Source organism: Rathayibacter sp. AY1A4, assembly GCF_002930955.1.
In the GTDB taxonomy this organism is placed as follows: Bacteria; Actinomycetota; Actinomycetes; order Actinomycetales; family Microbacteriaceae; genus Rathayibacter.
This window is the reverse complement of the sequence record NZ_PSTN01000011.1, coordinates 50403-66413: the sequence shown is the minus strand read 5'-3', so window position 1 is coordinate 66413 and position 16011 is coordinate 50403. Positions and strand designations below refer to the sequence as shown.

Here is a 16011-nt window from a genome sequence, read left to right as displayed (position 1 = left end):
ATGGCGCGCACACGCGACACCACCGCCCCCGAGGAGACGACCTCCCCCGAGCCCGAGTTCGAGCCCGGCGAGGGCGACGGCGGCATGTTCGGGGACGGGCCGCCCGCCCGCAAGGCGCAGAACTTCTGGCCCTCGGCCAAGCGCCTCTTCTCGCTGCTCGGCCCCGAGCGCGCCCGGATGGTCCTCGTGGTCGCCCTGGTCTCGCTGTCGGTCGTCCTCACCGTCATCGCGCCCAAGATCCTCGGGCAGGCGATGGACACGATCTTCAACGGCGTGATCGGCTCCCAGCTCCCCGCCGGCGTCCCTCTCGAGCAGATCATCGAGCAGCAGCGCGCCTCGGGCAACGGCACCTTCGCCGACATGCTGGCCAAGACCGACATCGTGCCCGGCGCGGGCATCGACTTCGTGGTCCTCGGCCGCCTGATCATCATCGTGCTGCTGATGTACGTCGTCGCGTCGGTGCTCATGTGGGCGCAGGGCTACATCCTCAACGGCCTCGTGATGCGGGTGGTCTTCGACCTCCGCCAGGACATCGAGGCCAAGCTCAACCGCCTCCCGCTGCGCTTCTTCGACACCCGGCAGCGCGGCGACGTGATGTCGCGCGTCACGAACGACGTCGACAACATCCAGACGGCGCTGCAGCAGGCCTTCTCGCAGCTGGTGCAGTCGGTGCTCACCATCATCGGCATCGCCGCGATGATGTTCATCGTCTCGTGGCAGCTCGCGCTGATCGCGCTGATCTCGATCCCGCTCTCGGGCGTGATCGCGGGAGTGATCGGCGCCCGCTCCCAGAAGCTCTTCGCCGCCCAGTGGAAGAACACGGGCGCGCTCAACGGCCACATCGAGGAGACCTTCTCCGGGCTCGAGATCGTCCGCGCCTTCGGCCGCGACCGCGAGATGCTCGAGGAGTTCGACCGCCGCAACGACAGCCTCTACACCGCCTCGTTCGGCGCCCAGTTCGTCTCGGGCATGATCATGCCCGCGATGACCTTCGTCTCCTACCTCTCCTACGTGCTCATCGCCGTGGTCGGCGGCCTGCGGGTCGCCTCCGGTCAGCTGACGCTCGGCGACGCGACCGCGTTCATCCAGTACTCGCGCGAGTTCACGCAGCCGGTGACCCAGCTGGCGAGCATGGCGAACATGCTGCAGTCCGGCGTCGCCTCGGCCGAGCGCACGTTCGAGCTGCTCGACGCCGAGGAGCAGGAGCCGGAGACGGCGACCGCGTCGCTCCCGCAGCGCACCGACGGCCACGTGGAGTTCGAGGGCGTCTCGTTCTCGTACGACCCGGAGCAGCCGCTGATCGAGGACCTGACCTTCTCGGCGCAGCCCGGGCAGACGGTCGCCATCGTCGGTCCGACCGGGGCGGGCAAGACCACGCTGGTCAACCTGGTCATGCGCTTCTACGAGCTCACCGGAGGGCGCATCCTGCTCGACGGCGTCGACATCACGAGCCTCGCGCGCGGCGATCTGCGCTCGCGCGTGGGCATGGTGCTGCAGGACGCGTGGCTCTTCCAGGGCACCATCCGCGAGAACATCCGCTACGGGCGGTTGGACGCGACCGACGAGGAGATCGTCGACGCGGCGAAGGCCACCATGGTCGACCGCTTCGTGCGCCAGCTGCCCGACGGCTACGACACGGTGCTGGACGCCGACGGCGGCAGCGTCTCGGCCGGCGAGCGGCAGCTGATCACGATCGCGCGCGCGTTCCTCGCGAACCCGTCGCTGCTGATCCTCGACGAGGCCACCTCCTCGGTCGACACCCGCACGGAGCTGCTCGTGCAGCATGCGATGAACGCGCTCCGCACCGACCGGACCTCGTTCGTCATCGCGCACCGGCTCTCCACGATCCGCGACGCCGACACCATCCTGGTGATGGAGTCGGGCCGGATCGTCGAGCAGGGCGCGCACGAGGCGCTCCTGAAGCAGCGCGGTGCCTACTACGAGCTCTACATGACACAGTTCCGCGGAGGGGGCGACGAGGCGGGCGAGCACGCCGCAGCGGGCGCGCTCCCGAGCGGGGGAGGGGTCGCCCCGTAGAGTAGGCGCGTGACCGACGCACGCCAGCAGCTCATCGAGTACATCGGCTCCGACGCCGTCTTCCACGGGGACTTCACCCTCACCAGCGGCAAGAAGGCGTCGTACTACGTCGACCTCCGCCGCGTGAGCCTCGACCACCGCGTCGCACCGCTGATCGGGCAGGTCATGCTCGACCTCATCGCGCCCATCGAGCGCGTCGACGCCGTCGGCGGCCTCACCATGGGAGCCGACCCGATCGCCGCCGCGATCCTCCACCAGGGCGCCGCCCGCGGTCTCGCCTACGACGCGTTCGTCGTGCGCAAGGAGCCCAAGGACCACGGCCGCGGCCGGCAGGTCGAGGGCCCCGACCTCGAGGGCAAGCGCGTCGTCGTCGTCGAGGACACGTCCACCACCGGCGGCTCGCCGCTGAAGGCGATCGAGGCCCTGCTCGAGGTCGGCGCCGAGATCGCAGGAGTCGCCGTCGTCGTCGACCGCGCGACCGGTGCCCGCGAGATCATCGAGGACGCCGGCTACCCGTACTTCGCCGCGATCGGTCTGGCCGACCTCGGCCTGAGCTGATGGTCGACGAGGGGGGACGCGGCGGGGGCCCGGGAGGCAGCGAGCACCCGGAGCCGGAGCGCCGCGGGTCCGAGGGCCGCGAGCCGGAGGGCCGCGAGCCCGAGCCTGCCGGATCGGAGACCTCCGAGCCGGAGCGACCCGAGCCGGAGCGACCCGAGCCGGAGCGTCCCGTCGGCAGCAGCGAGTGGCTGCTGCAGCAGCTCAGCGGCGGCCGCCTGAAGAGCATCTTCGATTCGCCCCGCCCCGTCCCTCCCGTGGAGGAGTCGCGCGCGGAGCGGACGTCCGGTCCTGCTGAGTCCGCAGCCGACGAGGCCCACGCGTCAGCGGAGGAGCGGAGCGTTGCGAGCGAGTCGGCCTCCTCCGCCGACGCGGCCGGACCGTCTTCGAGCGACCGCGACTCCGACACTGCGCCGCGCCGTGCCCCTGCCGCTCCGGTCGGCCTGTGGCCGGGGGAGCCCGTGCTGAGCGCGACGCCCGCCGCCGAGGAGGCCGACGGCGACCTCCCGAACCCCGCGGACGACTCCGCTCGGGTGGAGGAGCAGGACGCCGACGCCGACCGCGGAACGGTCGTGGAGCCGGAGCGCTCCTCCGACCGCGACGGCGTCTCCGCCGAGGGACGGAGCTCTCCGGGCGACGACACGGGAGTCTCCGACACGGGAGCCCGCGCCATGGGAGTGCACGAGGCGGGTGCCCGCGAGGCGAGTGCCCGCGAGACGGGTGCCCGCGAGACGGGTGTCCGCGAGGCGGGTGCCGGTGGGACGACTGCCCGCGAGACGAGTGCCTCCGACGAGGACGACTCCGACGAGGACGCCTTCGACGCGTTCTTCGCCCCCCTCCGCGACGACAACGCCGACGGCTCCGGCTCCGACGCCTCCACCGATGCCGGCCGCACCGAGGTGCACCGCCGCGGGGCGGACTCCGTGCGCCCGGTCCTGCCGCACACCGACCCTCCCGCCGACCTGCCGACCGCCCCCGCCGGACTGCGCAGCGCGCACCGGCCGGACGACGAGCCCGATGCCGGATCCTCGACCGACGTCGACCCGGCGGGCCGCTCCGGCGTCCCCTCCCCCGCCGACGGACGCCCGGTCGGCGCCACCCCGCCGACTCCGCGCGAGCCGACTCCGCCCGCCGTCTACGAGTGGCCCGACCCGCGCGGGGACTGGGACCAGCCGCCCGTGTGGGAGCAGGTCGTCGCTCCGCAGGACGAGCCCGACGAGGACGGCGGCGACGAGGAGCTGTGGCGCGAGACCGCCGGCGCCTACTCGTGGAACCTCGAGCCGGCCGCCGAGCCCGCCGACCGCGCCGCGCCCGCGCCCTTCCGCACCGCTCCCGCGGCCGCCCACGTCAACGCCGCTCCGCCACGGAAGCGCCGCTCCGCCCGGTCCCGACCCGAGAGCCGCGAGCGCGACTCGGCGCCCGCCGGAGCGCCCGCATGGCGCACGCTCAGCCGACGCCGGCTCCTGATCGGCCTGATCGCTGCGGGTGCGGTGATCCTCCTCGCCGGGCTCTTCGCGATCGGCATCGCCGTCGGGAGCGCCGGCGGCCGGGCCGAGCCGCAGGCCGCCCCGGTCGTCAGCGAGACGCCCACGGCGGAGCCGACCCCCTCGCCCACGCCGACCGCGACCCTTCCTACCGTCGGACCGCTGCCCGTCGGCACCTGGGCCTGGAGCGCGCTCCTCGGCGGCGAGTGCGTCGAGCCCTTCGACTCCGTCTGGGCGGAGGAGTTCACCGTCGTGGACTGCGCGGGAGCTCACTCCGCCCAGCTCGTCGCCACCGCGGAGCTGACAGACGCGGCGTTCCCCGGCCAGGACGCCCTGGCCGTCACCGTCTCCTCGCTCTGCCAGGCGCAGGGCGTCGTGGACGTCGCCGCGGCCGAGACCTACGGCGACGTGCAGGTCGCCGGTGCGTTCCCCGTCACACAGGAGCAGTGGGACGCGGGCGAGCGCAGCTACTACTGCTTCGTCGACCGGGCGGGCGGCGGCGAGCTGACCGGCTCCCTCGCCGGCACTCCCGCGGCCTGACGCGCGCCGTCGCTCGGGCCTCGGAGGATGCCGCCGGGCACCGGCCCGGTGCACCCGGCCGAGCCGCGGAGCGCCCAGTAGGATCGCTCGTCGTGCAGGAGAACGAGGCGACCCCCGCGACCGGACCCACCGCCTCCGTGGAGCTCACCACGAACGGCGTCGGCCCCTGGCAGGGGGAGTGGCCCGAGGACGACCGCCTCGACCCGGAGCTGCTGGAGCGCGGCGACGCGCGCAACGTGGTCGACCGCTTCCGCTACTGGCGGATGGACGCGATCGTCGCGGAGCTCGACCGCACGCGGCACCCGTTCCACGTCGCGATCGAGAACTGGCAGCACGACATGAACATCGGCTCGATCGTCCGCAGCGCCAATGCGTTCGGCGCGGAAGGCGTCCACATCGTCGGCCGGCGGCGCTGGAACAAGCGCGGCGCGATGGTCACCGACCGCTACCAGCACGTCCAGCACCACGAGACGGTGGCCGACCTCGTGCAGTGGGCCGGGGAGGCGGACGTGCCCCTCCTCGCCGTCGACAACGTCCCCGGCTGCGTTCCGCTCGAGACCTACCGGCTCCCCGAGCGCTGCCTCCTGCTGTTCGGGCAGGAGGGACCCGGCCTCTCGGAGGAGGCGATCGCCGCCTCGGAGGCCGTGCTCGAGATCACGCAGTTCGGCTCGACCCGGTCGATCAACGCCTCGGCGGCGGCAGCCGTCGCGATGCACGCCTGGGTGCTGCAGCACGTCCGCTTCTGACCCCCCGCGAGCCGCGGTGCCGTGTCAGGAACCGGCGCCCGGCCCGCTGCCGGGCCGCCGGGACTCAGACCGCTGAATCCGGCGGGAACTCCGACTCCAGCGGCTCCGACGACAGGAGCTCGTGCACCCCGCTCAGCACCTCGTCCGGGCGGAACGGATAGCGCTCGATCTCGGCCTCGTCGCTGATCCCCGTCAGCACCAGCACGGTGTGCAGGCCCGCCTCGATGCCCGCGACGATGTCGGTGTCCATCCGGTCGCCGATCATCCCGGTGTTCTCGCTGTGCGCGCCGATCTTGTTCATCGCCGAGCGGAACATCATCGGATTCGGCTTGCCGACGACGTACGGATCCTTGCCCGTCGCCTTCGTGATGAGCGCCGCGATCGCCCCCGTCGCCGGGAGCACGCCCTCGGCGCTCGGCCCCGTCGCATCGGGATTGGTGACGATGAAGCGCGCACCCGCGACGATCAGGCGGATCGCCTTCGTGATCGCCTCGAAGCTGTAATTGCGGGTCTCGCCCACGACCACGTAGTCCGGCGCCGTCTCCGTCATGATGAAGCCCGCCTCGTGCAGCGCGGTGGTGATCCCCGCCTCGCCGATCACGAACGCGCTCCCGCCCGGCTTCTGCGACGCGCAGAAGTCCGCCGTCGCCAGAGCGCTCGTCCAGATCCGCTCCTCCGGCACGTGCAGCCCCGACCCGCGCAGCCGCGCCGCCAGATCCCGCGGCGTGAAGATCGAGTTGTTCGTCAGCACCAGGAACGGCGTGCCCGAATCGGTCCACTCCTGGATCAGCTCGGGCGCGCCGGGGAGCGCCTTGTTCTCGTGCACCAGCACGCCGTCCATGTCCGTGAGCCAGGCCTCGACTTCACTGCGGTTCGTCGCCATGGGTCGATGCTATCGGCGGCACCCCCGCGCACGACGGCGACGACCGGCGAACCGCCCGGCTCCCTCCGCTGACGCCCCTGTGGAGGGACGACCGCCGTGCGCCGGACGGCCGGACCCCGGACCCGCACAGCCGCGAGCGGGATAGCCTGGGAGGCATGAGTGGCGAGAACCTGCTGGGCCCCGAACCGACCCTCCTCCCCGACGAGCCCGCGGTCACCGCGGCCCTCGCGAAGCACGCGAACCCGGGAGCCGTCGAATTCGCCGCCCTCGCCGCCGCCCACCCGCGCTCCCCGCTGGCCTGGGCACTGCTCGCCGACAGCGTCTGGGGCATCGACGCGGCCCTCCCCTCCTACGCCTACGCCCGCGTCGGCTACCACCGCGGCCTCGACCTCCTCCGCGGAGCCGGCTGGCGCGGCCAGGGCCCCATCCCCTGGCGCCACGGACCCAACCGCGGATTCCTGCTCTCCCTCTACGCCCTCCGCCGCGCCGCCGACTCCCTCGGCGAGACCGAGGAGGTCACCCGCCTCACCCAGTTCCTCCAGCAGGCCGACCCGATCGCCATCGAGGAGATCGAGCGGTACCACGAGGACGCGTTACCCCCTACCGCCGCCATCATCATCCTCGGCAACGACTAGGCGGCGCCCGGGTGCGGTTCTGGCGGCGTTGTCGTCGGGCGCCGTAACGCCGCTACGGCTTCCTCCTCCGCCTTGCCAGAACCGCACCCGGACGCCGCCTAGCCCTGTGCTGGTGGGGTGGGCGCCGTGCCTGCGGCACGAGCGCGGGGCGCCGTGCCGGGGGCACGAGCGGCCGTGGGGGGCTTGAGCGAGGGGCCGTGCCTGCGGCACGAGCCTGGTCGGGGGGAGTGCGGGGGCCGTGCCTGCGGCGCGAGCCTGGTCGGGGGGAGGAGTCGGGCCGTGGTTGCGGCGCGAGCGTGGTGCGGGTGCTGGAGGGTCGGGCCGTGCCTTCGGCGCGAGCCGCTTCGGGCCCTGGACGTAGGACGTGCGTTCGGCGCGAGGCCGGCCTCGGGTGGCGGGTGATCTCGGCGGCGCGTGAGGGCTGCGGCAGGATGGGGGGATGGACGGCGGGGCGGTGGAGCGGCTTCTCGAGGGGCTTCCGGGAGCGGAGGCGGGATTCCCGTTCGGGGAGGGGATCCGGGTGTGGAAGGTCGCGGGGAAGGTGTTCGCGCTCGAGTCGGAGCGGTTCGGGCGGCCGGTCGTGAGCGTGAAGGCGCTGCCCGAGAACGTGGTGCACCTGGTCGCGGGGGTCGACGGGATCGAGCCCGGCTACCACCTGAACAAGAAGCACTGGGTCACCGTCGAGGCCGGCGGGACCGTGGAGCCCGAGCTGGTGCTCGAGCTCATCGAGGAGTCGCACGCGATCGTGGTCGCGAACCTGCCGAAACGGCTCCGCCTCGCCCTCGACGGCACGGCGTCCGGATCGCTGAACGAGGACGTCTGACAGCGGCCGGGACACGAGGACCCGGACGCGCAGACTCCCGAACCGGCCGAGCATGGACGCGCTGTGCCCGAGGCCCAAACGGAGCACCGGACGCCTGACGGTGCCCGCCTGCGCAGCGCCTGGCGGGTGCACAGGACCCGCGAGGGGGCGCCGACGCCTGACGGCAGCTGGACGCGCACCGCCCACGACGTCCAGCGCCCGAGGCCTGCGACGACCCCCGGATGCACGGAATCCCCCGCCGCAGCAGGGGATCCCGGAACGTCGCTCGCGGAGCGGCTACAGGCCGTAGGAGCGGAGGTACGCGGCGGTGTCGTGCCAGCCCTCGACGGCGAAGCACTCGACGCCCATCGCCTTGACGGGGTAGTCGTTGCCGTCGGGGTCGAGGCGGTCGCCGACGAAGATCATGTCGTCGAGAGGGATGCCCGTCAGCTCGGTGAGCTTGTTCATCCCGTACGCCTTGTCGATGCCCTTGCGGGTGATGTCGACCGACGTCGAGCCGCCGGAGCGCACCTCGAGGTCGGGGAGCACGGCCTGCACGGCCTCACGGAGGGTGTTCTTCTTCTCGCCGTCCGGGTCCCAGGCCTGCTTGACCTCGACGGGCGCGGACTGGCCGAGGGCCGAGAAGGTGATCTGCGAGTCGCGGTCCTCGAGGATCGGGCCCCAGGTCTCGGACTCCCAGTAGCCGAGCTCCTTCGCCTTCTCCTCGACGGCGGCGAGCGCGCGCGACTTCTCGTCCTCGGTGAGGTTCTCGGCGTAGATCTGCGCCCAGTCGCCGTTCTCGTACCGGTAGTACTGCGTGCCGCAGGTGGGCATGAGGTGCAGCTTCGCGAGCACCTCGGGGTCGGCGCCCTCGAGGCGGTCGAGCACCTGCATCCGGAACTGGCCGATCTGGCCGCCCGAGATGATGCACACCTCGGTGGCCTGGAGCAGCTTCACGAAGAGGTCGGCCATCGCCGGGTCGACGGGGGACTTCGAGGCGGCGAGGGTGTCGTCGAGGTCGAAGGCCATCAGGCGGGGCAGGGTGCTCATGGAACTCGTTTCACGGTCTGCGGACGGGGCGGTAACGAGGATACGGGGCGCCGCCGGAACGCGCGCGCGGTCGGCGCGAGCGGGCTCCGAGCGCAGACTGGGGGCATGACCGCCGCCACAGCGCCCGACGGAGGACGCCGCTCCGTTCCGCGCACTCTCGCCCGCATCCTCCTGGGCCTGGTGCTCGTCACGGCCGGCACGGCGCACCTGACGGTCGCGCGTCAGGCCTTCCAGGCGCAGGTCCCGCCGTGGCTGCCGGCCGACCCGGACCTGGTGGTCGTCGCGTCGGGCGTCGTCGAGATCGCGCTCGGACTCGCGCTCGTCGTGCTCGTGCGGTGGCGCGTGATCGTGGGAGTCGTGGTGGCCGCGTTCTTCGTCGCGGTCTTCCCGGGGAACATCTCGCAGCTGGTGACGCGGACGCCGGCGTTCGGCCTCGAGACGGACGCGGCGCGCGCGGTGCGGCTCGTCTTCCAGCCCCTGCTGGTGGTCTGGGCGCTCTGGTCGACCGGGGCGTTCTCGGCCTGGCGGGCCCGCCGGTCGCGACGCCGCGGGGACTGAGCCGCCGGTCCGCGGCCCGATCGTCCCGCGATCCTCCGGAACGACGGGCGGCGGCCGGCGGGAGACCCCGCCGACCGCCGCCCGTGCCCTGCTCGGCTAGGCCGCGAGGCGGCGTCGCGCGACGACCAGCGCGAGACCCGACAGCAGCAGCACGAGGGCTCCGCCGATCAGGCCGGCCGCGTCGGCGCCGGTGTTCGCGAGCGAGCCCGGGCCGGAGCCTCCCGCGACGGGGGCCGCCGTGGTGGTGGGGTGCGGCGACGGAGCGGTGGTGGGCTGCTCCGTCGGGGTGCCGGGCTGGGTCGGCGCCGGGGTGACCGGGACCTCGGCGGCGGGCTCCGTCGTCAGCGACCAGTTGGGGTCGTAGAAGTCGGCCTGGTCGATCACGCCGCGGGCGGTCGACCAGTCGATGAGGAGCTGGCGGATCTCGAGACGCTCGTCGTAGACGAGCGGTGCCTGCGCGACGGCCGGGTAGGCGCCTCCGCCGCTCTGGCGGTAGTTGTTGACCGCCATCACGAAGCGCTCGTCGTCGGCGACCGGGGTGCCGTCGGCGTGGGCGAGACCGCGGATCCGCGAGCCGGCGGGCTGGGAGACGTCGATCACGTAGTCCAGGCCCGAGATCGCGTCGTAGTTGTAGTCCGGGATGCCGTCGGGGCGGTCCTCGGTCGTCGCGTTGGTGCCGGTCTCGGGGTCGAACACGGCGCCCTCGGCGGTCTGCACGAAGTAGCGGGCCGAGAACTCGAGGTAGTCGCGCACCTCGGCTCCGGTCAGCTCCACTCCGCGGAGGGTGTTCTCGTAGATGTACAGGCCCGCGATGTCGCGGATGCTGACCTGCCCCTTCGGGAAGACGGCGGTGCGCGAGAACGGCGACGCCTGCGAGATCACCGGCAGGTCGGCCCACTCGGTGCCCTCGAGAGCCGTCTCGACGGTCTCGGCCTGGACGGTGTTGATGAAGTCGATGATCGGGGTGTCCTCGTAGCGCGAGGTCGCGGCCGAGAGCTCCTCGACCGAGTCGGCGACGGGGGTGTTCACGTACTCGATCGTGGCGGCGTGCTGCTCGGCGAGGGCGTCGACCAGTGCGGGCGACTCCTCGGCGATGTCCTTCGCGTAGACGGGCTGCGTGACGGGTGCGTTCCCGGCCGACCAGTCGACCTCGAGGCCGCCCGCGGCGTCCGGCACCAGGTTCAGGGTGACCTCGGTGAGGCCCTGCGCCCAGAACTCGGGCTGGGTGACCAGCACCTGCTCGCCGGCGACGTTGGTGAACAGCGTCTGCGGCAGGTCCTTGTGGCTGTGGCCGGCGACGACCACGTCGATGCCGGGGACCTGCGTCGCGATGTTGTTGACGACGTCCTCGTTGAGGTCGGCGGCGTCGTACTCGGCGTCCGGCACCGTGCCCTGGCCGGTGTGCGCGAGGACGACGACCACGTCCGCCTGCTCCTGCACGATCGGGACCCACTGCTTCGCGGCGGCGACCATGTCCTGGAACTCGAGGACGCCGTCGACGTACTGCTTGTCCCAGACGCGGACGCCGGGGGTGACGAGGCCGAGGACGCCGACGGTGACCGTCTTCCCGTCGATCTCGCGCTCGATCAGCGTGTAGGGGTCGTGGTACGGCTTGCCGGTGGCGACGTCGACGACGTTCGCGCCCAGCAGCGGGGCGTTCAGGTCGCCCTCGTACGCGCTGAGCATGTCGAGCCCGTAGTTGTACTCGTGGTTGCCGACGACCTGCGCGTCGTAGCCGATGGTGTTGAACGCGGTGGCCATCGGGTGCGTCGTCTCGCCGGAGAGGACGCCCGCGGCGCCGTCGCCGAGGCCGTAGTAGTAGGTGAGCGGCGTGCCCTGGATCGCGTCGCCGTTGTCCATGACGAGCACGGACTCCTCGCCCTTCTCGGCGCGGAGGCGGTCGACCTCGGTCGCGACGCGGGTGAGGCCGAGCGCACCGTCGGCCGGGTACGGCGCGTTCGCGAAGTAGTCCCAGTCGTAGACGTGCCCGTGCGTGTCGGTCGTCGACACCAGGGTGAGCTCGACGCCGTCGTCGAGAGGGGCGGCCGAGGCGATCGGAGCGGCGGTGGCGGCTCCGAGTGCGACGACGGCGAGGAGGCTTGCGGCGCGGAGTCTGCGCATCGTGGTCCTGTTCGCGTGATGAGTGGAGTGTGAACGTCCTCGAATCTATGCGCCGCGTGTGAACTGCGCATGACGGGATCGAGAGCATTGCTCGGCGATGCGTCCGCGGTGCCGGCCCGGAGCCGGGGGAGTCCGCGGTGCCGCCCCCGCGCGCTGGAGCCGTCCTCCGGCCCCTCCGCTAGAATCGAGCGGCTGGTCGCGCGGAGGCGGCACGACTGCCGCGCCGCACCCGCCCACCCCCGCCCCTCCCGTCGAGAAGGACACGCCATGCCAGCAATCGTCATCACCGGCGCCCAGTGGGGCGACGAGGGCAAGGGACGCGCCACCGACCTCCTCGGCAGCCGCGTCGACTACGTCGTGAAGTTCAACGGCGGCAACAACGCCGGGCACACGGTCGTGGTGGGCGACGAGAAGTACGCCCTGCACCTGCTCCCCTCCGGCATCCTCACCCCGGGCGTCGTCCCGGTCATCGCGAACGGCGTCGTCGTCGACATCGAGGTGCTGTTCCACGAGCTCGAGGCGCTGAGCGCGCGCGGCGTCGACGTGTCGAAGCTGCTCGTCAGCGCCAACGCGCACGTCATCACCAGCTACCACCGCACCCTCGACAAGGTGACGGAGCGCTTCCTCGGCAAGCGCCAGATCGGCACCACCGGCCGCGGCATCGGCCCGGCGTACGCCGACAAGATCAACCGCGTCGGCATCCGCATCCAGGACCTCTTCGACGAGAACATCCTCCGCCAGAAGGTCGAGGGCGCCCTCGACCAGAAGAACCACCTGCTGGTGAAGGTCTACAACCGCCGCGCGATCCTGGTCGAGCAGGTGCTGGAGGACCTGCTGCAGTACACCGAGCGCCTGCGCCCGATGGTCGCCGACACGTCGCTGATCCTCTCGCAGGCGCTCGACGCCGGCAGGACGGTGCTGTTCGAGGCCGGCCAGGCCACGATGCTCGACGTCGACCACGGCACCTACCCGTTCGTCACCTCCTCCAACGCGACCTCGGGAGGAGCGGCCACCGGCTCCGGAGTCGCACCGAACCGCATCGACCGCGTCATCGCGGTCATCAAGGCGTACACGACCCGCGTCGGCGCCGGCCCGTTCCCGACCGAGCTCTTCGACGAGTGGGGCGAGTACCTCCGCCGGCAGGGCTTCGAGTTCGGCACCACGACCGGCCGCCCGCGCCGCTGCGGCTGGTACGACGCCCCGATCGCCCGCTACTCGGCGCGGATCAACGGGGTCACCGACTTCGTCCTCACCAAGCTCGACGTGCTCTCGGGCCTCGAGACCATCCCCGTCTGCGTCGCCTACGACGTCGACGGCGTGCGCCACGACGAGGTCCCGGTCTCGCAGAGCGACTTCCACCACGCGAAGCCGATCTACGAGGAGTTCCCCGGCTGGCAGGAGGACATCTCCGGCTGCCGCGAGTTCTCGGACCTGCCGCAGACCGCGCAGGACTACGTGCGCGCGCTCGAGGCGATGAGCGGCGCCCGGTTCTCGGCGATCGGCGTCGGGCCGGAGCGCGAGCAGGTCGTCGTGCTGCACGACCTGCTCGACTAGAAGCGGCGAGGAGCCGGGCCGGGCAGCCCTCTCGGAGGCGGCCGACGTGGTCACAGCGGAGGAAGAACATCGGTGACCTCGCGGAGAGACGCGGATCCCGGGCCCTGTCGACGAATCCTTCCTGCGGTGTGGACACGACCGCCGCCGAGCGCGCCGGATAATCGGCGCATGCAGATCTACGCCGACCTCCCGGCCGTCCGCGCGCGGCAGATCCTGGCCGACGCCCTCGCTCTCGGCGTGGCCGTCGTGGCGATCGCCGCGGGGATCGCGGTCGGCTCGCTGATCGCCGGCCTGGCCGAGATCGGCCGTCGGCTCGAGAGCGCCGGCAGCGGCTTCGGCTCGACGATGAGCGACGCCGGGACCACCCTCGGCGGCATCCCCCTGCTCGGCGACGCCGTGCGTGCGCCGTTCGACGAGGCGAGCGGGGCCGGCTCCGTGCTGGCCGCCGCCGGACGCGACCAGCAGCAGCTCGCGAGCGCCCTGGCCGTGGTCGCCGGGCTCGCCGTCGGGGGCCTCCCGCTCCTGCTCCTGGCCGTGCTCTGGCTCCGGCCCCGGCTCCGCTTCGCCCGCCGGACCGCCGAGCTGCGCGCCCTCGGCTCGACCGGCGGCGGAACCGAGCTGCTGGCCCTGCGCGCGCTCACCCAGGCGTCCCCCCGCGACATCCTCGCCGCGCACCCGGACGCCGCCGCGGGCTGGCGGACCGGCGACCCCGCCGTCACCGCCGCGCTGGCGGCCCTCGCCCTCCGCCGGGCGGGGCTCCGGCCCCGCTGACCCCGGAGGACCACCGCGGGTCCGCCGGAGGGATGACGCCGCGAGCCACTGCGGACGACGCCGGCGACACGGGTGCCTCCGTAGCGTCGAGGACATGCAGAACCAGACCTCCTCCGTCGTGGCGCGCGTCGAGGGCGTGCGCAAGCTCTACGGCCGCACGCCGCCCGTCGTCGCCCTCGACGACGTCACGCTCTCGATCGAGCGGGGCGAGTTCACCGCGGTGATGGGCCCCAGCGGATCCGGCAAGTCGACGCTCATGCACGTCCTCGCCGGCCTCGACACCGCCTCCTCCGGCCGCGTGTTCCTCGGAGACGCCGAGATCACCTCGATGAGCGACGCCGAGCTGACCGTGCTCCGCCGCCGCAGCGTCGGCTTCGTCTTCCAGGCCTTCAACCTCGTCCCCACGCTCGACGTGCGCGGCAACATCCGCCTCCCGTTCGAGCTCGACGGCCGCTCCGTGACCGGCGACGAGGAGCAGTGGATCGCCCGGCTGATCGAGTCCCTCGGGCTCCGCGAGCGCCTCACGCACCGGCCCCACGAGCTCTCGGGCGGGCAGCAGCAGCGCGTGGCGATCGCCCGCGCCCTCGCCACCCGACCGCAGCTGATCTTCGCCGACGAGCCCACCGGCAACCTGGACTCGCGCACCGGCCGCGAGGTCCTCAGCCTGCTCCGGGCCTCTACCCGCGAGTACGGCCAGTCGATCGCCATGGTCACCCACGACCCGATCGCGGCGGCCTACGCCGACCGCATCGTCTTCCTCCGCGACGGGGCCGTCGTCGACGACCGCCGCGGAATGAGCGCCGAGGAGATCTCGCGCGCGATGCTCACGATGGAGGGCGCGGCGTGAGCGGCGTGCGCACGGGCTCGAGCCAGGGCGGGGGCGCCATCGTCATCGTCGCCGCACTCGCCGCGGCGTTCGGCGCCGTGCTCGTGCAGGTCATCGCCGACATGGTCGCGGCCTTCGCAGCCGCGGGGATCGACGGCATCGGCCAGGTCGCCCTCATGCTCGGGATGGTCGGCGCCGTCTTCTTCGGCATCGCCGTGTTCGTGGGCGGGATCGTCACGGCCAACGCGGTCTCGACCGTCATCGCCGGGCGCACCCGCGAGATCGCCCTGCTGCGCCTGCTCGGCGCCTCCGGCCGGTCGCTGCGCAGCGGGATCGTCCGCACGGGCCTCCTGCAGGGGCTCCTCGGAGCGGCGATCGGCCTGGTCGCCGGCGTCGCTCTCGTGGCGCTCGCCGCGGAGCTCGCCATCCGGAGCGGCACCCTGCCCCGCTTCGACTACCCGCTCGTCTCGCCCGGCCTCGTGCTGCCGCTGATCGCCGTGGTCGCCTCGACGGTCATCGCCTCGTGGTCCGGATCGCGCCGCGTGCTCGCGGTCGCGCCGTCGCAGGCCGCCGGATCGTCCGCCGAGCCCCGCTACGAGGAGCTGCGCGGCCGCACCGCCCGCAACGTCACGGCGATCGTCTTCGTCGTGGTCGGCGCGCTGCTGCTCGCCGCCGGCGTGGTCCTCGGGCTCGCCAACCCCGGCGGCGTCCTGCTCGGGCTGGTCGGAGGCATGGCGTCCTTCACCGGCGTGATCCTCGGGGCGCCCGTCCTGCTCCCTCCGCTCACGGCCCTCGTGGGCCGCGCCTTCGGCCGGGGCCCCGTCGCCCGACTGGCGTCCGCCAACGCCGTCCGCAATCCGGCGCGCAGCGCCCGCGCCGTCATCGGACTGGTCATCGGAGTGTCGCTGGTCACGATGTTCGCGGTGGCCGCCGCCACCTTCGGCACGATCATGGAGCGCTCGGGCGAGACGAACCCCGAGGTGATCGCGGCGTTCGAGCAGTTCATCCAGGTGAGCACCGCGGTGATGAGCGTCCTGCTCGGCTTCTCGGTCGTCCTGGCCGCCGTCGGCATGGTCAACACGCTGTCGCTCAGCGTGCTGCAGCGCCGGCGCGAGCTGGGCCTGCTCCGCGCGCTCGGCTTCACCGGCTCGCAGGTGCGGTCGATGGTGGTGCTCGAGGCGGCGCAGATGATCATCGCTGCCGCGGTGCTCGGCATCGTGCTCGGGATCGTCTACGGCTGGTGCGGCGCGATCTCGGTGTTCGGCTCGCTGCCGGGCATCGGACTGATCCCGCCGACCGTCCCGGTGCCGATCCTGGTGGCGGTGCTCGTGGTGGGCGTCGTGATCACGGTCGTCTCGGCCGTGCTCCCCGCCCGCCGCGCCACGAAGGTGTCGCCGGTCGCCGCTCTCGCCGTGGCCTGAGAGCCGGCACCACGCCGAACCCGCAGCC

At 72.8% G+C, this 16011-nt stretch carries 14 protein-coding genes; 11 read left to right on the top strand and 3 right to left on the bottom strand.

Going from position 1 to position 16011, the window contains the following annotated elements; all coding sequences use genetic code 11:
* The 4 genes from C5B92_RS08555 (at position 1) to C5B92_RS08540 (ending at position 5362) form a co-directional block, all read left to right on the top strand.
* A complete protein-coding gene (locus C5B92_RS08555) occupies positions 1-2037 on the top strand; it encodes an ABC transporter ATP-binding protein (RefSeq protein WP_104273943.1) in 2037 nt (678 codons plus the stop codon).
* Between the two features lie 9 nt (positions 2038-2046).
* Entirely contained in the window at positions 2047-2595 is a 549-nt protein-coding gene (gene pyrE / locus C5B92_RS08550; RefSeq protein ID WP_104256006.1) for an orotate phosphoribosyltransferase, read from the top strand.
* Positions 2595-4616, top strand: a complete 2022-nt coding sequence (locus tag C5B92_RS08545) for a septum formation family protein (protein WP_104256005.1) — start codon at positions 2595-2597, stop codon at positions 4614-4616. The genes pyrE and C5B92_RS08545 overlap by 1 nt, the downstream gene beginning before the upstream one ends.
* Before the next feature lie 92 nt (positions 4617-4708).
* Positions 4709-5362 carry a TrmH family RNA methyltransferase gene (locus C5B92_RS08540; RefSeq protein ID WP_104256004.1) on the top strand — a complete coding sequence of 218 codons (654 nt, stop codon included), beginning with the start codon at positions 4709-4711 and terminating at the stop codon, positions 5360-5362.
* 64 nt (positions 5363-5426) lie between these two features.
* Here C5B92_RS08540 and C5B92_RS08535 read toward each other — a convergent pair whose 3' ends face one another.
* Positions 5427-6245 (bottom strand): HAD-IIA family hydrolase, encoded by an 819-nt coding sequence (locus C5B92_RS08535; protein ID WP_104225721.1) that lies wholly within the window; start codon positions 6243-6245, stop codon positions 5427-5429.
* 155 nt (positions 6246-6400) lie between these two features.
* On the opposite strand from C5B92_RS08535, the gene C5B92_RS08530 reads away from it, so the two are divergent.
* Positions 6401-6880 carry a DUF3151 domain-containing protein gene (locus C5B92_RS08530; RefSeq protein WP_104256003.1) on the top strand — a complete coding sequence of 160 codons (480 nt, stop codon included), beginning with the start codon at positions 6401-6403 and terminating at the stop codon, positions 6878-6880.
* Positions 6881-7319: 439 nt separating this feature from the next.
* Entirely contained in the window at positions 7320-7703 is a 384-nt protein-coding gene (locus tag C5B92_RS08525; protein ID WP_104274510.1) for an MmcQ/YjbR family DNA-binding protein, read from the top strand.
* A gap of 276 nt (positions 7704-7979) precedes the next feature.
* Here C5B92_RS08525 and C5B92_RS08520 read toward each other — a convergent pair whose 3' ends face one another.
* Entirely contained in the window at positions 7980-8732 is a 753-nt protein-coding gene (locus tag C5B92_RS08520; protein ID WP_104222786.1) for an HAD-IIB family hydrolase, read from the bottom strand.
* A gap of 105 nt (positions 8733-8837) precedes the next feature.
* On the opposite strand from C5B92_RS08520, the gene C5B92_RS08515 reads away from it, so the two are divergent.
* Complete coding sequence (locus C5B92_RS08515) at positions 8838-9290, top strand: DoxX family membrane protein (RefSeq protein ID WP_104274509.1); 453 nt, start codon at positions 8838-8840, stop codon at positions 9288-9290.
* A 96-nt stretch (positions 9291-9386) separates the two neighbouring features.
* Here C5B92_RS08515 and C5B92_RS08510 read toward each other — a convergent pair whose 3' ends face one another.
* A complete protein-coding gene (locus tag C5B92_RS08510; protein WP_104274508.1) occupies positions 9387-11411 on the bottom strand; it encodes a bifunctional UDP-sugar hydrolase/5'-nucleotidase in 2025 nt (674 codons plus the stop codon).
* A gap of 267 nt (positions 11412-11678) precedes the next feature.
* Between C5B92_RS08510 and C5B92_RS08505 the strand changes: the two genes are divergently transcribed.
* From C5B92_RS08505 to C5B92_RS08490, 4 genes are all read left to right on the top strand, one after another.
* Complete coding sequence (locus C5B92_RS08505) at positions 11679-12965, top strand: adenylosuccinate synthase (protein WP_104234282.1); 1287 nt, start codon at positions 11679-11681, stop codon at positions 12963-12965.
* Positions 12966-13133: 168 nt separating this feature from the next.
* A complete protein-coding gene (locus C5B92_RS08500; protein ID WP_104234281.1) occupies positions 13134-13736 on the top strand; it encodes a hypothetical protein in 603 nt (200 codons plus the stop codon).
* Between the two features lie 94 nt (positions 13737-13830).
* Positions 13831-14583: an ABC transporter ATP-binding protein gene (locus C5B92_RS08495; RefSeq protein WP_104274507.1), complete on the top strand. Its 753-nt coding sequence runs from the start codon at positions 13831-13833 to the stop codon at positions 14581-14583.
* Positions 14580-15983: an ABC transporter permease gene (locus C5B92_RS08490; protein WP_104350281.1), complete on the top strand. Its 1404-nt coding sequence runs from the start codon at positions 14580-14582 to the stop codon at positions 15981-15983. Before C5B92_RS08495 ends, C5B92_RS08490 begins: the two co-directional genes overlap by 4 nt.
* Positions 15984-16011: the final 28 nt, after the last annotated feature.